We start from the raw sequence: 19,187 nt of genomic DNA, 5'->3' as shown, positions 1-19,187 counted from the left end.
GATGTAGATCGTTGCGGGTCCACATCCGATTGCATGCGTCCCGGCGGGTACCCAGGCGGTGAGCGGAGGCGAGGGTCGGCAGTGGTGAGTACCAGAGGCGGCGATGCGGACCACGGCGGCCCGTCCATACCCCACGTCCCCCAGTTGCTGCACCAGCCGCAGGGCCTGGGCACCCTTCAGAGCGATCGGCCCGTGGAGCGGCATCGCATGCGGATGCTGCTGCTGGACGCCGTGGACGAGGACCGGCGCGATGTCGACGTACTGCTGACCGCGCTCCAGCAGGCGGTGGCCGAGGTGCACGGCCTGGGCGGGATGGTGCATCTGCCGGGCGGCGGCATGAGCGGCATCCTCTACCTGGTCGCCGACAGCGGCCTGCCGGAGACGATGACCCGGCCCTGGGTGATCATCCCGGTACGGGGCACGGCGCCGCCCAGCAGGGCCGCCCGCAACGACACCACCAGCTGGCAGCCCGACCTGGCCCCGCCCGACCCGGTGCCGGGCCGGGATCCCGCCGCCCTGTGGCCTTCCGGGCTCCCCGCCGGCATCGGACACCTGGCCGTTCCCATTCAGAGCGGCGGCTGGCGGCGCGGCGCGCTCTCCGTCCTCTTCGCCCCGGGCGCCGAGCCCGGCGCGGCGGAGCGTGAGTTCCTGACCGAGGTGGCGGCTTGGATGTCCGGGAGGCTCAGGGCGTCCGGAATCCTCAATCCGTCGCCCACCCTGCTGCGCGCGCTGGAGAACGGGCCAGGACCACGGGAGGCCGCCGCCCCGTGGGACGCGGAACGGATGCCCTCCATCACGTACACCTGGGACCTGCGCACCGGCGCACTGACCGCCGACCTGCCCGTCGAGGAGGTGCTGGCCGGCATCGATCCGGAGGTGATGAACGGCGGCATCGAGGCATGGGCGGAGCTGATCCACCCGGACGACCTGCCAGGAGTGGTGGCCGGCTTCGACACGGGCATCCAGATGCGCGGCGGCTTCCAGAACGAGTACCGGATCCGGCGCCAGGACGGCACCTACCTCTGGATCGAGGCCTGTGCCCGGACGATCACGGACGAGGAGGGGGCGCCGGTCAAGGTGATCGGCACCCTGAGGGACAGCAGTGAAACGCATGCCGCCGCCGAATCGGTGGGGCGGGCGCTGCGGCACATGAGCGACGGCTTCGTCTCCCTGGACACGGACTGGCGCATCGGATTCCTCAACCAGGCCGCCGAACAACTCCTCGGCGCCGCGGGAGACGTGGCCGGATCCCTGCTCTGGGACATTCCCGTCGTAAGCGCCGTGCCGGGGCTGGAACAACGGTGCCGGGCCACAGTGGCCGAGGGCCAGCCGGCCGGATTCGACGTACCGGGGTCGGACGGCAGGTCCTGGTACCACCTGCGGCTGGTACCGGTGCCCGAAGGCCTCACCCTCTACATCACCGACACCACCGAGCGGCATCTGCGGGAGGCCGAACGGGCCGCCGCGGAGCGGGCCGGCGCGGAGCGCGCGGCCCTGGTGCAGCGGATCACACGGGAGCTGGCCGAGGCTGTCACGGCCCAGGACGTGATGGCGGCGGTGGCCGACGGCGTGATGACCCCCCTCGGGGCGACCGGACTCGTCATGGTCGGCGTGGTCGGCGACCGGCTGACGGTGGTCGGCTCCCGGGGACATTCGGAGCGCTTCACCCGACTGCTGGACGGGCAGTGGGCAGTGCGGGAAACGAATCCGGTGGGGGACGCCCTGCGTACCCGTGCCCCCCTCTACATCTCGTCCCCCGAGGAGTTCCTGAGGCGTTACCCGGAGACCGACATCCTGATCAGGGAGGGCGGCACGCAGGCGTGGGCCTTTCTGCCGCTGGCGGTGTCGGGGCGCGGGATCGGCGCGGCGGTGATCTGCTTCGGCCGGCCTCGGGTGCTGGACGACGACGAACGAACGCTGCTGACCGCGCTCAGCGGACTGATCGCGCAGGCCCTGGAGCGTGCCGGGCTCTACGACGAGGCGACGACCCGGGCCCGTACCCTCCAGCGCAGCCTGCTGCCGCAGGAACTGCCCGAGCTGCCCGAGGTGACGGCGGCGGCGCGCTACCAGCCGGCCAAGCACGGAGCCGACGTCGGCGGTGACTGGTACGACGTGATCCCGCTCTCCGCGGCCCGGGTCGCGTTCGTGATCGGCGACGTCATGGGCCACGGCATGGCCGAGGCCGCCACCATGGGCGGGCTCCGCACGGCCGTCCGCACCCTCTCCGAGCTGGAGCTGCCACCCGACGAAATCCTCGGCCACCTCAACGACATCGTCGGCGAACAGGGCACCGATGCCTTCGTGACCTGCCTGTACGGCATCTACGACCCAGTGACCCGGCTTCTGTCGTACGCCAGCGCCGGTCAGCCGCCCCCGGCGGTGGCCCACCCCGACGGCACGGTCACCTTCCTGCCCATGACCCCGGACCCGCCACTGGGGGTGGCCGCCCCGCCCTTCGAGACCCACGAGACCCTGCTGCCCGCCGACAGCCTGCTCGCCCTCTACAGCGACGGCCTGGTCGAGAGCAAGGACAGGGACGTCACCACCGGCATGAACCGCCTGGCCGAGCTGCTCTTCGAGTCCGTGAACGCCATGGAGGCCCTGCCGGCGGACGCGTCCGACCTGGACGCCCTCTGCGCCACCCTCACCTCCGCCCTCCTGCCCGCCCACGGCGAGCTGATAGACGACGCCGCCCTGCTGCTGGTGCGCACCCACCCGCTGGACGCGGAGAACGTCGCCGAGTGGCCGTTGCCCGAGGACCCGGTGGCGGCGGGCCAGGCCCGCGACCTGGCGCGCGCCCAGCTCGACGACTGGGACCTGACCGACGAGGACCTGGTCATGACCACCGAACTCCTGGTCAGCGAGCTGGTCGGAAACGTCGTCCGGCACGCCTGCGGCCCCATCCGGCTGCGTATGCTCCGCAGCCGCGCACTGATCTGCGAGGTATCCGACGCCAGCCTGACCACACCGCACATCCGCCACACCTCCGCCACCGACGAGGGCGGCCGCGGCCTGCAGCTCATCTCCGCACTCTGTCAGCGCTGGGGCACCCGCCACACCCGCACCGGCAAATCCATCTGGACCGAACAACCCCTCCCCACCGCCTCGGTTTGATCTCCGGCGCCTGGCATTGTCTGTGGGGTGGAGCTACGTCACCTTTCCGGATTCGTCGCCGTCGCCGAGGAACTGCACTTCGGGCGGGCCGCCGAGCGGCTGCACATCGCCCAGTCGCCGCTGAGCCAGCAGATCCGGCTGCTCGAACGGGATCTCGGAGTGAAGCTCTTCGATCGCACCACCCGTTCCGTACGGCTCACCGCCGCCGGGCAGGCGCTGCTGGAGCCGGCCAGACATCTGCTGGCCGAGGCGTCAGCGGTCCGCCGCACGGTGCAGGCCGCCCACCTGGGCGAGGTCGGCCGGGTCACGATCGGATTCGCGGGCGCCAGCAGCTATTCGGCGCTGCCCCTGCTCACCCGGGCCGTCACCTCCGAGCTGCCCGGCATCGAGCTGGTCCTGGAGGGCCAGGCGTACACCGGTGAGGCCCTCGGCCGGATCGCGGACGGCTCGCTGGACGTGGGCTTCGTGGCCCTGCCGGCGCGCCGTGGGATCAGCACCCGAGTGGTCAAGATGGAGCGGCTGATGCTCGCCCTGCCGGACAGTCATCCGCTCGCGCGGCGCGCGGAGGTCACGTTCGCCGACCTGGCGCACGAGCCCTTCGTGACCTTCCCCGTCTCGCGCGGGTCCGCGGTGCGCGAAGCCACGGTGCAGGCCTGTCACGAGGCCGGGTTCGCGCCACGGATCGTCCAGGAGGCTCCCGACTCGTACAACCTGCTGGCCCTCGTGGGCGCGGACGTGGGTCTCGCGGTCATGGTCGAGTCGGCGCGCGCCATCCGGCTGGAGCATGTGGTGTTCCGGCCGCTGGCCGGGGACGACGTGCCGGTGCTGCCGATCGCCCTCGGGTGGCGGACGGGCAATCCCTCGGCCGCGCTCAAGGCGGTGCTTCAGGTCGCGGAGCGGGTGCTGCCCACACCGCGCGATTATGATGGATGACATCTCAGCGGTGAGGCTTTTTGGTCTTGGACATGTCCTAATTCCGGGGTGCACAGTGGCCTGGATCAAGAACGATCCGCCGTTACGAGAGGATGCTCGTGCCCCCAAGGAGGTCGCAGCTGCCTGCGCCGCTGGCCGGCATGCGCGTGGTCGATCTGTCGAAGATCCTCGCCGGACCGTACGTCACGATGTCCCTCGCCGACCTCGGCGCCGACGTCATCAAGGTCGAACACCCCGACGGCGGTGACCCGACCCGCGGTTGGGGCCCGCCCTTCCAGGGCCCCGACGCCACGTACTTCCTGGCAGCCAACCGCAACAAGCGCTCCGTCACCCTCGACCTCAAGTCCCCCGAAGGCCAGGAGGCCGCGCACCGGCTGATCGCCACCGCGGACGTCGTCGTCGAGAACTTCCGCCCCGGCAGCTCGCTGGCCCGCGGCTTCGACTACCGCGAACTCAGCGCACGCCACCCACGCCTGGTCGTGCTGCACATCTCCGCCTTCGGCGAGAGCGGACCACTGCGCGACGAACCCGGCTACGACATGGTGGCGCAGGCCGCAGCCGGCCTGATGTCCCTGACCGGCGAGCCCGACGGACCGCCCGTGCGCGCCGGATACGCGATGGGCGACCTCGGCGCCGCGCTCTTCGGGACCATCGGTGTCACCTCGGCGCTCGTGGAGCGCGAACGGACGGGACGCGGACAGTACGTCACGACCTCGCTGTACGAGTCGCTGCTCGCCCTGCACGTCAACTGGGCCACCGGATACTTCGCCACCGGTGAGCGGCCTACCCGCCTCGGCTCCGGGCATCCGAGCCTCGTGCCGTACCAGGCGTATCCCGCCTCCGACGGGCACTTCGTGATCGCGATCGGCAACGACGCCCAGTTCCGCAAGCTGGCCGAGGTCCTCGGCCACCGCGAATGGGCCGACGACCCGCGGTTCGCCACCAACCGCGACCGTGTCGACCACCGCGGCACCCTCAACACCGAGCTCGACGCGGTCCTGACCGGCGCCACCGTCGCCCACTGGTGCGGCCTGCTCAAGGACGCCGGCGTGCCCGTCACCCCCATCCGCGCCCTCGACGAGGTCTACGACTGCCCGCAGACCGAGGCGCTCGGCATCGTCCGGACGACGGACCACCCCGACGCCGGCCCGCTCCGACAGGTCGCCTTCCCGGTGAACTTCCGCGGCGAGCGCCCGCCCGTACGGTCCGCACCACCCACGCTGGGCCGGCACAGCCACGACGTACTGGCCGAACTCGGCTACGACGAGGCCCAGATCTCCCGACTGCTCGACCACGCTCCGCACCGGACCCAAAAGGACTGACCATGCCCTTCCCACCCCTGGACCCCGCCGACCCGCTCGGTCTGGAAGCCCTCCTCGGCGACGAGGAGCGGGCCGTACGCGACACCGTCCGCCAGTACTGCGCCGACCGCATCGAACCGCACATCGCCGACTGGTTCGAGCGCGGCGAACTGCCCGACCTGCCGGAACTGGCCCGGGGGTTCGGCAAGCTCGGACTGCTCGGCATGCATCTGGAGGGATACGGCTGCGCGGGCATGTCCGCCCTCGCGTACGGCATCGCCTGCCGCGAACTGGAGGCCTGCGACTCGGGGCTGCGGTCGTTCGTCTCCGTACAGGGGTCCCTCGCGATGTTCGCCATCCACCGCTTCGGGAGCGAGGAACAGAAGCGGGAGTGGCTGCCGCGGATGGCGGCGGGCGAGGCCATCGGCTGCTTCGGTCTGACCGAGCCCGACCACGGCTCGGACCCGTCGTCCCTGCGCACCCGGGCCCGCCGCGACGGCGGCGACTGGATCCTCGACGGCCGCAAGATGTGGATCACCAACGGGTCGGTGGCCGAGGTCGCGATCGTATGGGCGCGCACCGACGACGGCATCCGCGGCTTCGTCGTCCCCACCGCCACGCCCGGCTTCTCCGCCCCCGAGATCAAGCACAAGATGTCACTGCGGGCGAGCGTCACCAGTGAACTGGTGCTGGACGGTGTGCGGTTGCCCGCGAGCGCGCTGCTGCCCGAGGCGCGTGGCGTGTCCGCGCCGCTGACCTGTCTGAACGAGGCGCGCTACGGCATCGTGTGGGGCGTCACGGGCGCGGCACGCTCGGCGTGGCAGGCGGCAGCTCACTACGCCGCTCAGCGCGAGCAGTTCGGAAAGCCGCTCGCCGCCTTCCAGCTCACCCAGCAGAAGCTCGTGGACATGGCCCTGGAACTGCACAAGGCCACGCTCACGGCCCTGCACCTGGCGCATCTCAAGGACGGGCCGGGAGTCCAGCCCGCGCAGATCAGCTTCGGCAAGCTCAACAACGCACGCGAGGCCATCGAGATCTGCCGCACCGCCCGCACGATCCTCGGAGCCAACGGCATCTCGCTGGAGTACCCGGTGATCCGGCACATGAACAACCTGGAGTCCGTCCTCACCTACGAGGGCACCACCGAGATGCACACACTCGCCCTCGGCCAGGCCCTGACGGGACATCCGGCCTTCCGCTGACGGCCCGTCGGCCGGTGCCGCCGCCGGCCGGGCAGGTCCTAGAGGTCGAGGACGACTTCGGTGGCCGGCTCGCCGCAGCAGACGAGGACGGTGCCGGCCTCGGGGAGTTCCAGGGGTGGGGTGGTGTAGGTGACGTCGCCCGACAGGAGGCGGGTGACACAGGTGTGGCAGACACCGGTGCGGCAGGACCAGCGGGTGGGGATGTCACAGGCTTCGGCCAGCTCGAGGAGCGAGGCGTGAGCCGGTGACCACGGCGTCGTGATGCCGCTGCGGGCGAAGGTGACGACGGGTCCGGTGCCCGGTGGACCGGGGGGCCGGTGCGGCCGCACGGCGGCCGTGGGCGCAACGCCGGGATTGATGGCGGGCAGGGCGCTGAACTGTTCCGTATGGATCCGCTCGGGGCCCAGGCCGTGAGCGCGCAGAAAGCCCCCCAGGTCGTCCATGAAGGCGGGCGGTCCGCACAGGTAGGCATCGGCATCGGCGGGAAGGCCCAGGGCCGCGAGTGACCGGGCGCTCGGCCGCCCCCGGGTGATGTGGGGCTCGTCGAGACCGGCGGCCGCTTCGGCGCTGTAGTAGATGTGCTCATGGGCGTGGGGGAGTCGGGCCAGCAGCGCGTGGGTCTCCTCCGCGAAGGCGTGGTGGGCGCGGTCGTGCGCGGTGTGGATCCACCAGAGGGGGCGTGGGTCCCGGGTGGCGGCGAGCCGGTGGAGCATGGCCAGTACGGGAGTGGCACCGATCCCCGCGGAGACGAGGACGACCGGACGGGTGCCGTCCTCCAGTACGAACGTTCCGCGGGGGCTGGCGATGTCCACGAGGTCCCCGGGGCGGAGCGTGGCATGGATGTACGCGCTGACCTGCCCGTGCGGCTCGTGCTTGACGCTGATGCGATAGCTGTCGGCCGTGGGCGCCGACGACAGGGAGTAGCTGCGCACGGTGGGGACGTCATCGCCGATGGCGAGGCGGACGGAGAGGTACTGACCCGGGCGGGCCTCGGGCAGCGGTGTGCCGTCGGCGGTGTCGAGGTAGATCGACGACACGGTCGGGGTCTCGGGGACGATGCGGGCGACACGCATGGGCTTGAATCCCGGCCAGCCCGGCTCTTCTTTCGGCTGCTGGGTGCCGGCGCGTTCGGCCGGCCGTCCCGGTTCCTGGGCGGGCGGCTGCGCGGCGGCGAGTTCACGGAAGGACTGCTGCCAACCGGGGCTGAGGGCCGGGATGTTCAGGGCTCTGCGCAGCTTGGCGGGGTCGCGGTCGGGGAGGTAGAGCAGCGCGTCGGTGTCGGCGACGCTGAGTCGTTCCGGGCCCTTGCGGGTCAGGGTGATCTCGTCGCCGGCCTGGACGCGTCCCTCGGCCAGGACGCGCAGATAGAAGCCGGGGCGGTGGTGGGCGACCAGCAGGGCGGCCATGGTGGGTTCGCCCAGGCGCAGGCCGACGCGGTAGCAGGTCACGCGCGGCTGGGTGACTTCGAATTCGGCTTCGCCGATGCGGTACCGGTCGCCGATGCACACCTCGTCGTCGGGCAGGCCGTCGACGGTGAAGTTCTCTCCGAACATCCCGAAGGCCAGGTCGTCGCGCCCGAGTTGCTTCTGCCAGTACTGGTAGGACTGCGCCTGGTAGACGAGCACGGCACGGATCTCGCCGCCGTGTCCGGCCAGGTCTCCCTGACCGTCTCCGTCGATGTTCAGCCGCCGCGCCATCCGGGGGCCGTCCACGGGTGACTTCCAGGCTCCGGTGCGGACGGTCCTTCCCTGCCACGTGACGTCCTTGGGCGTTCCTACGTTGACGGACAGCAGCGTCGCCATCGCGGACCTCCTGTGCGGTGTCCGGCCGGGTCAGCCCCCCATGGCGCGGTGAACCGTGCACTCGGGCCGATCCTAGTTCGTGTGCCGGTGGCGCCGCGATTCCGTGATCACGAGTCGTCGGCGGCCGCAGCGTCGCGGGTGCGCCGGTAGTGGCGCCTGGCCTTCATCCTGTTGCCGCAGACGGCCATGGAGCACCAGCGGGCCTGGTTCGCCTTGCCGCGGTCGAGGAGGAACCGTCGGCACTCCGCGTTGGCGCACGGCCGCAGCCGGCCGGGCATGGTCTGCTGCAGCGCGCTCCATGCCATGACGGCCTCCACCGCCAGCCGGCGCTCGGCAGGGGCGTCCAGCTCCCAGGCCACCCCGTCAGGGCCGACGTGAGGGCGGGAGACTACGCCGTCCAGCAACCCGGCCAGCGACGCGGCCGGCCGGCTGCCGCGCACCACACCCTGTAGGGCGTCGCGCGCGTCGAGCAGGTGTCGGCGCTCCTCCGCGCTGCCGTCGCCGCCGTGGGCCCGCTGCCAGTTCCCGGCCGCGTCCGGGTCCGCGAGCCGGTCCAGGACCGCCCCGTCGACGACCGGCGTGCTGTTGAGGAGCTCCAGCAGCGCGTCCTGCGGCTCTCGACCGACCGACATCGCCGCCTCCTCTCCGGATTGCCTCGGCGTCCGACTGAAGTGTAACCGATGAAAGTGTCTTGACAGGTTAGGTGGAGAGTGCTCGACTGGAGATATAACCGGTAAAGCCAGGAAGAGGGGTTAGAGAGATGGCTCGCGCAGTTCACCACCGCACCGCCACCGTCAACGGTCTCGAGGTCTTCTACCGGGAGGCCGGTGATCCGAACGCACCCGCCGTGGTCCTGCTCCACGGCTTCCCGACCAGCTCGCACATGTTCCGCCACCTGATCCCGGCGCTCGCCGACCGCTACCACGTGATCGCCCCCGATCACATCGGGTTCGGCCAGTCCGCCATGCCCGCCCTGCGGGACTTCCCGTACACCTTCGACGCCCTCACCGAGGTCACCTCCGGCCTGCTCGAGCACCTGGGCGTCGACCGGTTCGCGATGTACGTGCAGGACTACGGCGCCCCCATCGGCTGGCGGCTCGCGCTCCAGGCCCCGGACCGAGTCACCGCGATCATCACGCAGAACGGCAACGCCTACGAGGAGGGCTTCGTGAAGCCGTTCTGGGACGAGGTCTTCGCCTACACCACGTCCCCGGGGCCGGACACCGAAGCGCCCATGCGCGGTGCCCTGACCCTTGAGGTCACCCGCTGGCAGTACCTGAACGGCGTCGCCGATCCGAGTCTGGTCTCCCCCGACAACTGGGTCCACGACCAGGCGCTGCTGGACCGGCCCGGCAACGACGAGATCCAGCTCAGGCTCTTCCGTGACTACCCCACCAACGTGGACCTCTACCCCCAGGTCCACCAGTACTTCCGTGACTCCCGCGTTCCGCTGCTGGCGGTCTGGGGAGCCAACGACGCGATCTTCGGCCCCGACGGCGCCAGGGCGTTCGGCCAGGACCTGCCCGATGCCGAGATCCACCTGATCGACTCAGGACACTTCGCCCTGGAGAGCCACCTGGAGATCATCACCGAGCACATCCGCGACTTCCTCGCCCGCGTTCTCGTCCGGGCAGCCCCCAGCGGGGCGCGTCCCCGTTCGGACGTACGGGCATGACGGACAGGTCGGGCCGGTCGCCCCTGGCCGTGATCAGCGCCGACTCGCCCTTGCGCAGGGTGACTTGAAGAGTGGCGGCGCCTACGTCGGCGTACCGCAGCGGACGGCCGTGCCCGTCACGTACGTCGACGCGTCCCGCGATCCCATGCCGTACGACGCAGGGCGCGCCGGCCTCGCTGGACAGCCGCACCCAGCGGGTGGCGCCGCCCTGTCGGACCGCGCACGGCGTAGATCCCGGAGCCGAGGAAGCCGTTGCCGAGGAACGGGCCCTCGTGCCAGGTGGCCGACATCCGCTGCCAGCCCAGGTCGGCGTCGTCGAGAACGGTGCGCCAGGGGTCGGAGGGGTTCGCCGCGGGCGCGGCGCGCTCCGCGGCCGTCGCCCGCGCGGGCAGGCCCGTGGACAGCAGGGTGCCGCCCAGGGCGGATCCGGTGGCGAGGACGGTTCGTCTGGACGGGCGGGGCACGTTGCCTCCAAGTGGCTCAGCGATTCATCGGAGCTATCCCGTGTCACACCGAGAGAGAGGTCGTACTCGCGTCAATATGGCCGAGATAGATCCGATGTGTGAGACCTGGAGTGGCTGCGTGCCGCAAGCGGAATGCCCTTGCCCCGCCACCGCGCAATCCATCACGGGCGCTGCCCCGTATCTGTCCATGAGGGATGTCGGGATACGGGCCGTACGGAATACGGGAGGAGGGCCGACCGTGGCTGGAAGGTCGAAGTCGAACCGGAGCGGAGTGATGGCGGGGGCGTGCGCGGTGGCGCTGGCCGCCGCGCTCGCGGCGTGTGGGAACTCGGGGTCGGGCAGTGCGGGAGCGGGGGCCACGTCCAGCCCGGCGCAGAGCGCCAAGGCTGGATCCACGACGGTGACGGTGCAGTTGACCGAGTACCACCTGGCCCTGTCGTCGAAGACGTTCAAGGCCGGTGACTACACGTTTGTCGCCAAGAACGCCGGACACATCGTGCACTCCCTGGAGATCGAGGGCCAGGGCAGCGAGATGCGGCTGCCGCACGGCCTTCAGCCGGGCCAGTCGGCCCAGCTGAAGATCATGCTGAAGAAGGGCTCCTATGAGCTGTACTGCCCGGTGGACGGGCACAAGGACATGGGCATGAAGACGGAGATCACCGTCGGTGGCGGCAGCGGGGGTGGCGGTGGCGGTGGGAGTTCCACCCCGGGCAGCGGCTACTGAGCACCGCCACGGCTTGATCGGCTTCCGCTACACCTGCGGCGGGTGGTGGTGCGTCCCAGGGCAGCCGGAGCGTACGGCGAGGGCCGCGATGTCGTCCTCGAGCCTTCCGCCGCTGTAGCGGACCAGGTCCTCGTGCAGCCGGCGCAGCAGGTCGCGGGGCGGCGTCGGGCCGAGCCCGCGCATCCAGTCCGCCAGTGGGAAGAACTTCCCGGTGCGGTCGCGGGCCTCCGACACGCCGTCGGTGTAGAGCAGCATCTGGTCGCCCGAGGTGAAGGCGACGGTTTCGACGCTGTAATGGTCGCCGAGAAGATTGGCCAGGTTGAGGGGCGGCGAGGGGGTGGTGGGCTCAATGACGCGGATCTCCCCGCGCCGCACCAGTAGTGGTGGTGGGTGCCCGCAGTTGAGAATTCTGACCTGGCCGCCGTCGTAAGGGATCTCGGCGAGCAGAGCGGTGGCGAAGTGCTCCGACTGCTCCGCGGAGCGGGTCGCGACGCTGTAGCGGGTCATGCTGATTTCCAGGCGATGGATGATCGCCTTCAGGTCGGGCTGGTCGTACGCGTTCTCGCGGAAGCAGTTGATCACCGCCGAGGCCGCCCCCACCGCCTGGAGCCCCTTGCCGCGTACGTCACCGATGAGCAGCCGGACCCCGTACATGGTGTCGGCCGCCTCGTAGAAGTCGCCGCCGATCCGGGCGTGCTCCGCGGCCGCCAGGTACAGCGACTCGATCTCGACGTCCTGGATGCGGGACGGCAGGGGGCGCAGCAGCACCTTCTGGGCGGCGTCGGCGACGAGGCGCACCTGGAAGAGCATCTCCTCCCGCTGGAGACGGAGATGGCTCGCATACGCGGCCGCCAGGGTCACGGCAATGATCGCGGCAGCCGTGTACTGCGTTCCGAGGTCGGAGTAGAACATGCTGAGCACGATCATGGCCACCAGGCAGAACACTCCCAGGAGGACCGTGGGCAGGACGGTCCACATCGCGGCGGCGAGGGCGGGTGCCGCCGGAAGCAGGCGGCTGAACGCGATCTGCCTCGGGGTGGCGAAGGCAAGGCCGGTGATGAGGGCGGTGAGCAGCAACGGTGACAGCAGTACCATTTCGCGTCGGCCACCGTAGGGAGGGCGGCGGTGCCGCGGCCGTCCTGACCTGATCACAAAACGTATCTTATCGGGGCGAAGGGAACACCGCGCCGCGATGGGGTGGACCTGCGCCCTCCTGTGCGGCCGAGCAGGTGACCGGGCCGATCAGGAATGAAGAAGCGCGAGCCATGGCTCCGCGGCTAGCGTGACATGCCGGCACAGGGGAACAGGACCGACCGCTCGTGGCTGGTCGCGTCGAGCAGGGGGACGCCGACGGAGACCGTGAACGCGGCCCGCGCAACAGATGGAGAGACGAAAAGCATGGACAAGACGACGGACACGCGGTCGCCTGCGCTGCACGTTGCCGACAGCCACGATCTGATCCGCGTGCACGGCGCACGCGAGAACAACCTCAAGGACGTCAGCATCGAGATCCCGAAGCGCAGGCTGACCGTGTTCACCGGCGTCTCCGGCTCGGGCAAGAGCTCACTGGTGTTCGACACCATCGCCGCGGAGTCGCAGCGGCTGATCAACGAGACGTACAGCGCCTTCGTCCAGGGCTTCATGCCCACGCTGGCCCGGCCCGAGGTGGACGTCCTCGACGGGCTCACGACCGCGATCATCGTCGACCAGCAGCGGATGGGCACCGACCCCCGGTCCACCGTCGGCACCGCCACCGACGCCAACGCCATGCTGCGCATCCTCTTCAGCAGGCTGGCGAAGCCGCACATCGGCTCGCCCAAGGCCTACTCCTTCAATGTCGCCTCGATCAGCGGAGCGGGGGCGGTCACGGTCGAACGCGGCGGGAAGACCGTGAAGGAGCGGCGCAGCTTCAGTATCACCGGCGGTATGTGTCCGCGCTGCGAGGGTCGGGGCACGGTCACCGACATCGACCTGACCCAGCTGTACGACGACAGCAAGTCGCTGAGCGAGGGCGCGCTCACCGTCCCCGGCTACAGCATGGACGGCTGGTACGGCCGCATCTTCAAGGGCAGTGGCTTCTTCGACCCGGACAAGCCGATCCGCAAGTACACCAAGAAGGAGTTGCACGACCTCCTCCACAAGGAGCCGACCAAGATCAAGGTCGAGGGCATCAACCTGACGTACGAAGGTCTGATCCCGAAGATCCAGAAGTCGATGCTGTCGAAGGACGTCGACGCGCTGCAGCCGCACATCCGCGCGTTCGTCGAGCGGGCGATGACGTTCACCGTCTGCCCGGACTGCGACGGCACCCGGCTCGGTGAGGCGGCCCGGTCGTCGAAGATCGACGGCATAAGCATCGCCGACGCGTGCGCGATGCAGATCAGCGACCTTGCCGCATGGGTCCGCGGGCTCGACGAGCCGTCGGTCGGGCCGCTGCTGTCGGCGCTGGGGGAGACCCTCGACTCGTTCGTGGAGATCGGTCTCGGCTACCTCTCGCTGGACCGGCCCTCGGGCACGCTGTCCGGTGGCGAGGCCCAGCGCACCAAGATGATCCGCCACCTCGGCTCCTCGCTCACCGACACCACCTATGTCTTCGACGAGCCCACGATCGGCCTGCACCCGCATGACATCCAGCGGATGAACACCCTGCTGCTGCGGCTGCGCGACAAGGGCAACACGGTGCTCGTCGTGGAGCACAAGCCCGAGATGATCGCGATCGCCGACCATGTCGTCGACCTCGGCCCCGGCGCCGGTACGGCGGGCGGCACCGTGTGTTTCGAGGGCACGATCGAGGGGCTGCGGGCCGCCGGCACCATCACCGGCCGTCATCTCGACGACCGGGCCGCCGTCAAGGGGGCGGTGCGCAAGCCGACCGGCACGCTGGAGATCCGCGGCGCAGCGACGAACAACCTGCGTGACGTCGATGTGGACATCCCGCTCGGCGTGCTGACCGTCATCACCGGCGTCGCCGGCTCCGGCAAGAGCTCGCTGGTGCACGGCTCCATCCCCGCCGACGAGGGTGTGGTGTCGGTCGACCAGGCCGCCATTCGCGGCTCACGGCGCAGCAATCCGGCGACCTACACCGGGCTGCTCGACCCGATCCGCAAGGCGTTCGCCAAGGCCAACGGGGTGAAGCCGGCGCTGTTCAGCGCCAACTCCGAGGGCGCCTGCCCCACCTGCAACGGCGCCGGCGTCATCTACACCGACCTGGCGATGATGGCCGGTGTCGCCACCACCTGCGAGGAGTGCGAGGGGAAGCGGTTCGAGGCATCGGTACTGGAGTACCACCTCGGCGGCCGCGACATCAGCGAGGTGCTCGCGATGTCGGTGAGCGAGGCAGAGGAGTTCTTCGGCGCCGGGGAGGCACGCACCCCCGCCGCGCACAAGATCCTCGAACGGCTCGCCGACGTCGGCCTGGGCTACCTCACCCTCGGCCAGCCGCTCACCACGCTGTCCGGCGGCGAGCGGCAGCGGCTCAAGCTGGCCACCCACATGGCCGACAAGGGCGGCGTCTACATCCTCGACGAGCCGACCACCGGCCTCCACCTCGCCGACGTCGAGCAGTTGCTCGGTCTGCTCGACCGGCTCGTCGACGCCGGCAAGTCCGTCATCGTCATCGAGCACCACCAGGCGGTCATGGCGCACGCCGACTGGATCATCGACCTCGGTCCGGGTGCCGGCCACGACGGCGGCAAGATCGTCTTCGAGGGCACTCCCGCCGATCTCATCGCCGCCCGCTCCACCCTGACGGGTGAGCACCTCGCGGCCTACGTCGGCAGCTGACCGAGGCAGGGGGTTCCCCTGCACACCGGTGGTCGGTTCCGCCCGCTGACGGGTCAGAGTGCGGCGGAACCGTCCGGGTTCGTGGGATCCGGGGTGGGGAGCATGGTCAGCAGCATGACGGAGGGCTCGGTGGCTCGTACGGTGTGCGGAAGCCGGGCCGGCACATGGATCCAACTGCCGGGCGTGGCCTCGGTCTTCTCATCACCGAGGAAGAGTTCGAGCCGTCCCTGGATGACCTGGATGACGACGGGCAGGGACGAGGTGTGCTCCGTGAGTTCCTGGTCGGCGGCGAACGCGAAGCCGACCACACGCAGCCGGTCGTCGCGGAACAGGACGCGGCTGAGGGTGCCGTCCTCGGGCACGGCCAGCCCGTCGACGAGGTCGGTGATCACGGTGGCGGGCATGGGGGCCTCCCTGTTCAGTGGGCGTCGTGTTCAGTGGGCGTCGTGGGCTGCTCAGTGGGCATCGTGGGCCGGGCGATCAGGCTGATGGCGCCCAGATGGGCCCGGTGGCGGCGGAGCACACGGCGCATCTCCTGGACTCGGCGACGGCCCGCGGGGTCCCGCAGAGTGCGGCGGGCGATGCCCAGGGCAGAGACCAGTCCCTCGTCGGCGACCATACGGCGGGGTTCGAGCAGCGCCATGGGCGTCGTCTTCCGGGCGGTGACCGTGAGGCCTTCGTCGGTGAGGAGTTCCTGCCAGGCGGCCGACGTCAGGGGGCGGGGGCCGACGTGGATGGAGTCGGCGAGGTCCCTGGCGATCCGGTCGGCCAGGGCCGGGTCGATACCGTCCGGCAGCAGGCACATTTCGTGGATGGCACAGCGGCCGCCCGCGTCGGTGAGCAGCCGGCGTGCCTCCCGTACGATGCGCCGCTTGGCGGGCAGGGGCTGCATCGTCAGCATCGCCTCGGCGTACACGACGGTCGCCGAGCCGTCCGGCAGACCGGTGTCGGAGGCGTCCGCCCGTACGGCGCGGATGTGGGTACTGCCGGGGACGGTGAGGGTGCTCAGCGCGGCCACCGCGGCGGGATCGCGGTCGACGGCCGTGTAGGCGGCCGGTGAGCGCCGCAGCGTCAGTGCCGCTGTGGCGCCCAGACCGCCCGCGAGTTCCACCACCCGGTCGTCGGGTCCGATGCCCAGGGAGTCGAGCATCCATCGGGTGAGCTCCACGCCGCCCGGGCGCAGAACCCGCTTGCCGAGGCGGGCCAGCAGCCAGTGGCCCGGCATGCGGGAGGTGTCCAGTCCCGCACCGGGCGCGGTCGGATCCTTCTGGAGCGGCTGGTCATGGTCCGTGGTCACCATTGGTGCCTCGCTCTCCACCTGCGCTTTCCCGAGAGTCGATAGGGCGACGCTAACTCCGGGCGGTGGGATGCGTGTGGGCCGAACGTCCCGAATCGGGCGGACCGAACGGCCCAGTCACAGCAGGCTGCTCCAGTACGACCAGAAGCGGGTGAGGACCAGCATGATGATCACGCCGTACCAGGCCACCAACAGGAGCCAGTGGCTCTCCAGCACCAGATTCAGCACGCCACGGCCACGCGCCGGCACCGGGATGATGCCGTGCCTGAGGTTGTGCAGCGTGACGTACCAGAACAGCGCGATGGTGATGATCCAGATGACGCCGCAGTAGGGGCACAGCCGGTTCAGCTCGTACAGCGACTGGAAGATCAGCCAGTGAGCGAACGCGATGCCGACGAGCGCTCCCGCGTTCAGGGCGAGCCACAGCACACGGTGCAGGCGCGCTCCGGCGAGCACCGCGATGCCGAGCGCGGCGACGGCGGCGAAGGCGCCCAGGCCGAGCAGCATGTTGGGGAAGCCGAAGAGGTTGCCCTGCCAGCTCGCCATGGTGTTGCTGCAGCCGACGACCGGACTGATGTTGCAGGTCGGCTGGTAGCTGGGGTCCTTGAGAACGAGCCAGTCGTCGATGGCCAGGCGCAGCGAGGCGAGCCACCCGACGACTCCGGTCAGCGCCATCAGCCAGCCGATGCGCCTGTCGGCCCCGGCGATGTGCGGCGGCGTCATGCGGCGCGGGTGCGCGGCAGGGGCGCGGGGGCTGCGGGGCGACGCACCGGGCGGCCCCTGTCGGGGGTCCGTTCCTGGGCGCGGGCCTTCGAACGGGTGAGCAGCATGAGGGCGGCCGGCGCCGGTCGGCCCTCGGTCACGCGCGACCGTCCCCGTCGAGCGTTGTGATCGATCTCCATGGCCGGGAACGTTAGGCGCTGTCGGCGACCCGGGACTGGGGCCGAACGTCCCGGGTCGGGCGGTCCTTTTGGCCCGATTCCCACGCGCGCCCGCAAGACCGCGTATCGTGCGGCACGGCCGCCTGTGCCGCTTGGGCCGGACGGCCCTTTGTGCGGGGCCGTCCGGCCCTGCCCGGCGTCCAGAATGTGGACCGGTGGGCGGCGTTCACGGGGTCGCACGGCCCATGCCAGGACGCCCGCGACGCGAAAAGCTGGTCGCCGACCGGTCGGGAGGCGACACAAACCGTTGCGTTCCGGCTGCTCGGCCCCCGTCTTCTCGTGTGCGGGGCCGCGGCAGGCGCGTGGCGCCTTCGGACCGGTCGCCGTCCGGCCACCGTTCTGCAGCTGTCGGACGGTGTTCCGCCACGCCCCCGGTGACGGCGCTCACCATGCCCAGGCCGCCCGGTGCGCCGACCGCTCCGGGGACGTGGCGGAACCTGCTGTCCGGACCAGAAACGGCCGTATCTTCCGGCCTTGAACCGCTGGAGACACCTGAATGAGTGCCCTCACCTTCGCGTCGGCCCCGGAGGATGCCGAGGCTCTCAACAGCGCTGAGGCTGACTATGCCCGTATGGCAGGGGAACTGGCCGGACGCGTGACGCTGTTGCTCACCGCCGCCGGCCGTGACGAGAGTGCCGCCGAACGCTTCCGCGAGGGGCTCGTGGCCTTCTGCGAGCGTGAGCTCCTGCCGCATACGGCTGCCGAGGAGGCCACGTTGTATCCCGTGGCCCGCCGGCTGCCCGACACGCGCCTGCTCGTCGAGGGGCTCATCGGTGAACACCGCTGCCTGGCCGCGCTGGTCGACGCCGTGCGCGGTGCGCCGACAACGGCCGGTGCCGCAGCGGAGGGCCGCGCTCTTCAGGTGGTCTTCGAGGAACACGTGGCGAAGCAGAACGGCCTTGTGCTGCCCCTGCTCGCCGCGGCACCCGGGGTCCGCCTGGCCAGGCTGCTGGAGAGACTGCACCACCGGATCGCTCATACGCGGATGAGCAGTGCCGCCTCTGACGCGGACGACGCGGTGAAGGCAGCAGAGGTGAAGACCGGGGAGACCGGTGGCTGCGGGTGTGCCTGTGGCGCCGAGGAAGCCGCCGAACCCGTACTCGACGTCCGCGACATCCCGCACGCACTGCGCCACGCCACCGTGTTCGGCGCTCTCGAGGCCGTCCCGGCAGGTCAGGCCATGGTGCTGGTCGCGCCGCACGACCCGATTCCCCTGCTGGCGCAGATCGAGCAGCGCAACCCCGGGCTCTTCGCGGTGGAGTATCTGCAGCGCGGCCCCGACGCCTGGTGGTTGCGGCTCAGCCACCACTGAGACGTGCTGACCGCGTTGCCGGGTGCGGCATGCCGCACCCGGCCGTTCGTCTCAGCGGGAGTGGAGGCTGTTCCTCACCGCGGGGAGGGCCGCGGTGACCCCGGCACGGGAGCCCTCCCGGGCAGAGACGACGAGGGCCGCTCCCACCCCGGTCAGCAGCGCGCCGAGACCGGTGACCAGGGACGTTATTTGCCAGGCCTGGTAGGCGGACATCAGTGAGGCGCGCAACGTCTCGCCCATGAACGCGGTCTGACGCAGCTTGGCCAGCTTCTCGTCGTCCCTGGCGGCGTTCAGCTCCGCGCTGATCTCGGAGTAGGTGCGGCCGTTCGTCGCGATGGCCAGGTTGCCCTTGATCATGTCGGCGAAGGCCCGCGCCTCGGGTCCGGTCTCGACGGGCCGGCCGGCGAACGCCGCCAGGTGAGCGGGCAGTCCTTGCTCGGGGAAAGCGATCTTCTGGGCCGTGAGTTCGTTGCGTATCTCGTTCCTGCCGCTGCGGCTGCGCCAGAGCATCACGGGTCCGGCGGCCAGCATGGCCGCGCCCATCGCCTTGAGCAGAGCGTCGGCTCCGCGGTTCGTATATGTCATCGGTGTTCTTCCTTGCATGTGGCGGGGGGCCGGATGGTCGAGAGCTCCGTCGTG

General features: G+C 70.5%; 16 protein-coding genes. 8 read left to right on the top strand and 8 right to left on the bottom strand.

Going from position 1 to position 19,187, the window contains the following annotated elements; all coding sequences use genetic code 11:
• Positions 1-84 precede the first annotated feature (84 nt).
• The 4 genes from N8I87_RS02655 (at position 85) to N8I87_RS02640 (ending at position 6,550) form a co-directional block, all read left to right on the top strand.
• A complete protein-coding gene (locus N8I87_RS02655; RefSeq protein WP_263205090.1) occupies positions 85-3,114 on the top strand; it encodes a SpoIIE family protein phosphatase in 3,030 nt (1,009 codons plus the stop codon).
• Positions 3,115-3,141: 27 nt separating this feature from the next.
• On the top strand, positions 3,142-4,047 hold the full coding sequence (locus N8I87_RS02650; RefSeq protein WP_263205089.1) for a LysR family transcriptional regulator: 906 nt from the start codon (positions 3,142-3,144) through the stop codon (positions 4,045-4,047).
• 140 nt (positions 4,048-4,187) lie between these two features.
• Positions 4,188-5,369 (top strand): CaiB/BaiF CoA transferase family protein, encoded by a 1,182-nt coding sequence (locus tag N8I87_RS02645; protein ID WP_263205088.1) that lies wholly within the window; start codon positions 4,188-4,190, stop codon positions 5,367-5,369.
• A gap of 2 nt (positions 5,370-5,371) precedes the next feature.
• A complete protein-coding gene (locus tag N8I87_RS02640) occupies positions 5,372-6,550 on the top strand; it encodes an acyl-CoA dehydrogenase family protein (RefSeq protein WP_263205087.1) in 1,179 nt (392 codons plus the stop codon).
• 38 nt (positions 6,551-6,588) lie between these two features.
• On the opposite strand, the gene N8I87_RS02635 is transcribed toward N8I87_RS02640, so the two are convergent.
• Both N8I87_RS02635 and N8I87_RS02630 read right to left on the bottom strand, forming a co-directional pair.
• Positions 6,589-8,352, bottom strand: coding sequence for an MOSC and FAD-binding oxidoreductase domain-containing protein (locus N8I87_RS02635; RefSeq protein WP_263205086.1), 1,764 nt, complete (start codon positions 8,350-8,352; stop codon positions 6,589-6,591).
• 107 nt (positions 8,353-8,459) lie between these two features.
• Entirely contained in the window at positions 8,460-8,984 is a 525-nt protein-coding gene (locus N8I87_RS02630) for a CGNR zinc finger domain-containing protein (RefSeq protein WP_263205085.1), read from the bottom strand.
• A 128-nt stretch (positions 8,985-9,112) separates the two neighbouring features.
• Between N8I87_RS02630 and N8I87_RS02625 the strand changes: the two genes are divergently transcribed.
• Positions 9,113-10,027: an alpha/beta fold hydrolase gene (locus tag N8I87_RS02625; RefSeq protein WP_263205084.1), complete on the top strand. Its 915-nt coding sequence runs from the start codon at positions 9,113-9,115 to the stop codon at positions 10,025-10,027.
• Between the two features lie 116 nt (positions 10,028-10,143).
• On the opposite strand, the gene N8I87_RS43955 is transcribed toward N8I87_RS02625, so the two are convergent.
• Positions 10,144-10,491, bottom strand: a complete 348-nt coding sequence (locus N8I87_RS43955; RefSeq protein ID WP_317633441.1) for a hypothetical protein — start codon at positions 10,489-10,491, stop codon at positions 10,144-10,146.
• A gap of 238 nt (positions 10,492-10,729) precedes the next feature.
• On the opposite strand from N8I87_RS43955, the gene N8I87_RS02615 reads away from it, so the two are divergent.
• The gene (locus N8I87_RS02615) at positions 10,730-11,215 is read left to right on the top strand and encodes a cupredoxin domain-containing protein (RefSeq protein ID WP_263205083.1); all 486 of its coding nucleotides are present in this window, start codon (positions 10,730-10,732) and stop codon (positions 11,213-11,215) included.
• Between the two features lie 27 nt (positions 11,216-11,242).
• Here the strand turns inward: N8I87_RS02615 and N8I87_RS02610 are convergent, their stop codons facing one another.
• Positions 11,243-12,310, bottom strand: a complete 1,068-nt coding sequence (locus N8I87_RS02610; protein WP_263205082.1) for a PP2C family protein-serine/threonine phosphatase — start codon at positions 12,308-12,310, stop codon at positions 11,243-11,245.
• A 303-nt stretch (positions 12,311-12,613) separates the two neighbouring features.
• On the opposite strand from N8I87_RS02610, the gene N8I87_RS02605 reads away from it, so the two are divergent.
• Positions 12,614-14,998, top strand: coding sequence for an excinuclease ABC subunit UvrA (locus N8I87_RS02605; RefSeq protein WP_263205080.1), 2,385 nt, complete (start codon positions 12,614-12,616; stop codon positions 14,996-14,998).
• Positions 14,999-15,051: 53 nt separating this feature from the next.
• On the opposite strand, the gene N8I87_RS02600 is transcribed toward N8I87_RS02605, so the two are convergent.
• From N8I87_RS02600 to N8I87_RS02590, 3 genes are all read right to left on the bottom strand, one after another.
• Positions 15,052-15,402 (bottom strand): cupin domain-containing protein, encoded by a 351-nt coding sequence (locus tag N8I87_RS02600; protein ID WP_263205079.1) that lies wholly within the window; start codon positions 15,400-15,402, stop codon positions 15,052-15,054.
• A gap of 14 nt (positions 15,403-15,416) precedes the next feature.
• Positions 15,417-16,298, bottom strand: coding sequence for a class I SAM-dependent methyltransferase (locus tag N8I87_RS02595; RefSeq protein ID WP_263205078.1), 882 nt, complete (start codon positions 16,296-16,298; stop codon positions 15,417-15,419).
• Between the two features lie 114 nt (positions 16,299-16,412).
• Entirely contained in the window at positions 16,413-17,018 is a 606-nt protein-coding gene (locus tag N8I87_RS02590) for a vitamin K epoxide reductase family protein (RefSeq protein WP_263205077.1), read from the bottom strand.
• 789 nt (positions 17,019-17,807) lie between these two features.
• Here N8I87_RS02590 and N8I87_RS02585 point away from each other — a divergent pair.
• The gene (locus N8I87_RS02585) at positions 17,808-18,548 is read left to right on the top strand and encodes a DUF2249 domain-containing protein (RefSeq protein ID WP_263205076.1); all 741 of its coding nucleotides are present in this window, start codon (positions 17,808-17,810) and stop codon (positions 18,546-18,548) included.
• A gap of 51 nt (positions 18,549-18,599) precedes the next feature.
• On the opposite strand, the gene N8I87_RS02580 is transcribed toward N8I87_RS02585, so the two are convergent.
• Positions 18,600-19,133 carry a hypothetical protein gene (locus tag N8I87_RS02580; RefSeq protein ID WP_263205075.1) on the bottom strand — a complete coding sequence of 178 codons (534 nt, stop codon included), beginning with the start codon at positions 19,131-19,133 and terminating at the stop codon, positions 18,600-18,602.
• Positions 19,134-19,187: the final 54 nt, after the last annotated feature.

This window comes from Streptomyces sp. HUAS 15-9, from assembly GCF_025642155.1.
GTDB lineage: Bacteria > Actinomycetota > Actinomycetes > Streptomycetales > Streptomycetaceae > Streptomyces.
The sequence above is the reverse complement of the archived record's forward strand: the minus strand, read 5'-3'. Positions and strand labels throughout refer to the sequence as shown.

Excerpts from the sequence above, each read along its gene's own strand:
- N8I87_RS02645 (WP_263205088.1), top strand. The coding sequence starts at position 4,188 with ATGCGCGTGGTCGATCTGTCGAAGATCCTCGCCGGACCGTACGTCACG.
- N8I87_RS02640 (WP_263205087.1), top strand. The coding sequence starts at position 5,372 with ATGCCCTTCCCACCCCTGGACCCCGCCGACCCGCTCGGTCTGGAAGCC.
- N8I87_RS02635 (WP_263205086.1), bottom strand. The coding sequence starts at position 8,352 with ATGGCGACGCTGCTGTCCGTCAACGTAGGAACGCCCAAGGACGTCACG.
- N8I87_RS02630 (WP_263205085.1), bottom strand. The coding sequence starts at position 8,984 with ATGTCGGTCGGTCGAGAGCCGCAGGACGCGCTGCTGGAGCTCCTCAAC.
- N8I87_RS02625 (WP_263205084.1), top strand. The coding sequence starts at position 9,113 with ATGGCTCGCGCAGTTCACCACCGCACCGCCACCGTCAACGGTCTCGAG.
- N8I87_RS02610 (WP_263205082.1), bottom strand. The coding sequence starts at position 12,310 with ATGGTACTGCTGTCACCGTTGCTGCTCACCGCCCTCATCACCGGCCTT.
- N8I87_RS02605 (WP_263205080.1), top strand. The coding sequence starts at position 12,614 with ATGGACAAGACGACGGACACGCGGTCGCCTGCGCTGCACGTTGCCGAC.
- N8I87_RS02600 (WP_263205079.1), bottom strand. The coding sequence starts at position 15,402 with ATGCCCGCCACCGTGATCACCGACCTCGTCGACGGGCTGGCCGTGCCC.
- N8I87_RS02595 (WP_263205078.1), bottom strand. The coding sequence starts at position 16,298 with ATGGTGACCACGGACCATGACCAGCCGCTCCAGAAGGATCCGACCGCG.
- N8I87_RS02590 (WP_263205077.1), bottom strand. The coding sequence starts at position 17,018 with ATGACGCCGCCGCACATCGCCGGGGCCGACAGGCGCATCGGCTGGCTG.
- N8I87_RS02585 (WP_263205076.1), top strand. The coding sequence starts at position 17,808 with ATGGCAGGGGAACTGGCCGGACGCGTGACGCTGTTGCTCACCGCCGCC.
- N8I87_RS02580 (WP_263205075.1), bottom strand. The coding sequence starts at position 19,133 with ATGACATATACGAACCGCGGAGCCGACGCTCTGCTCAAGGCGATGGGC.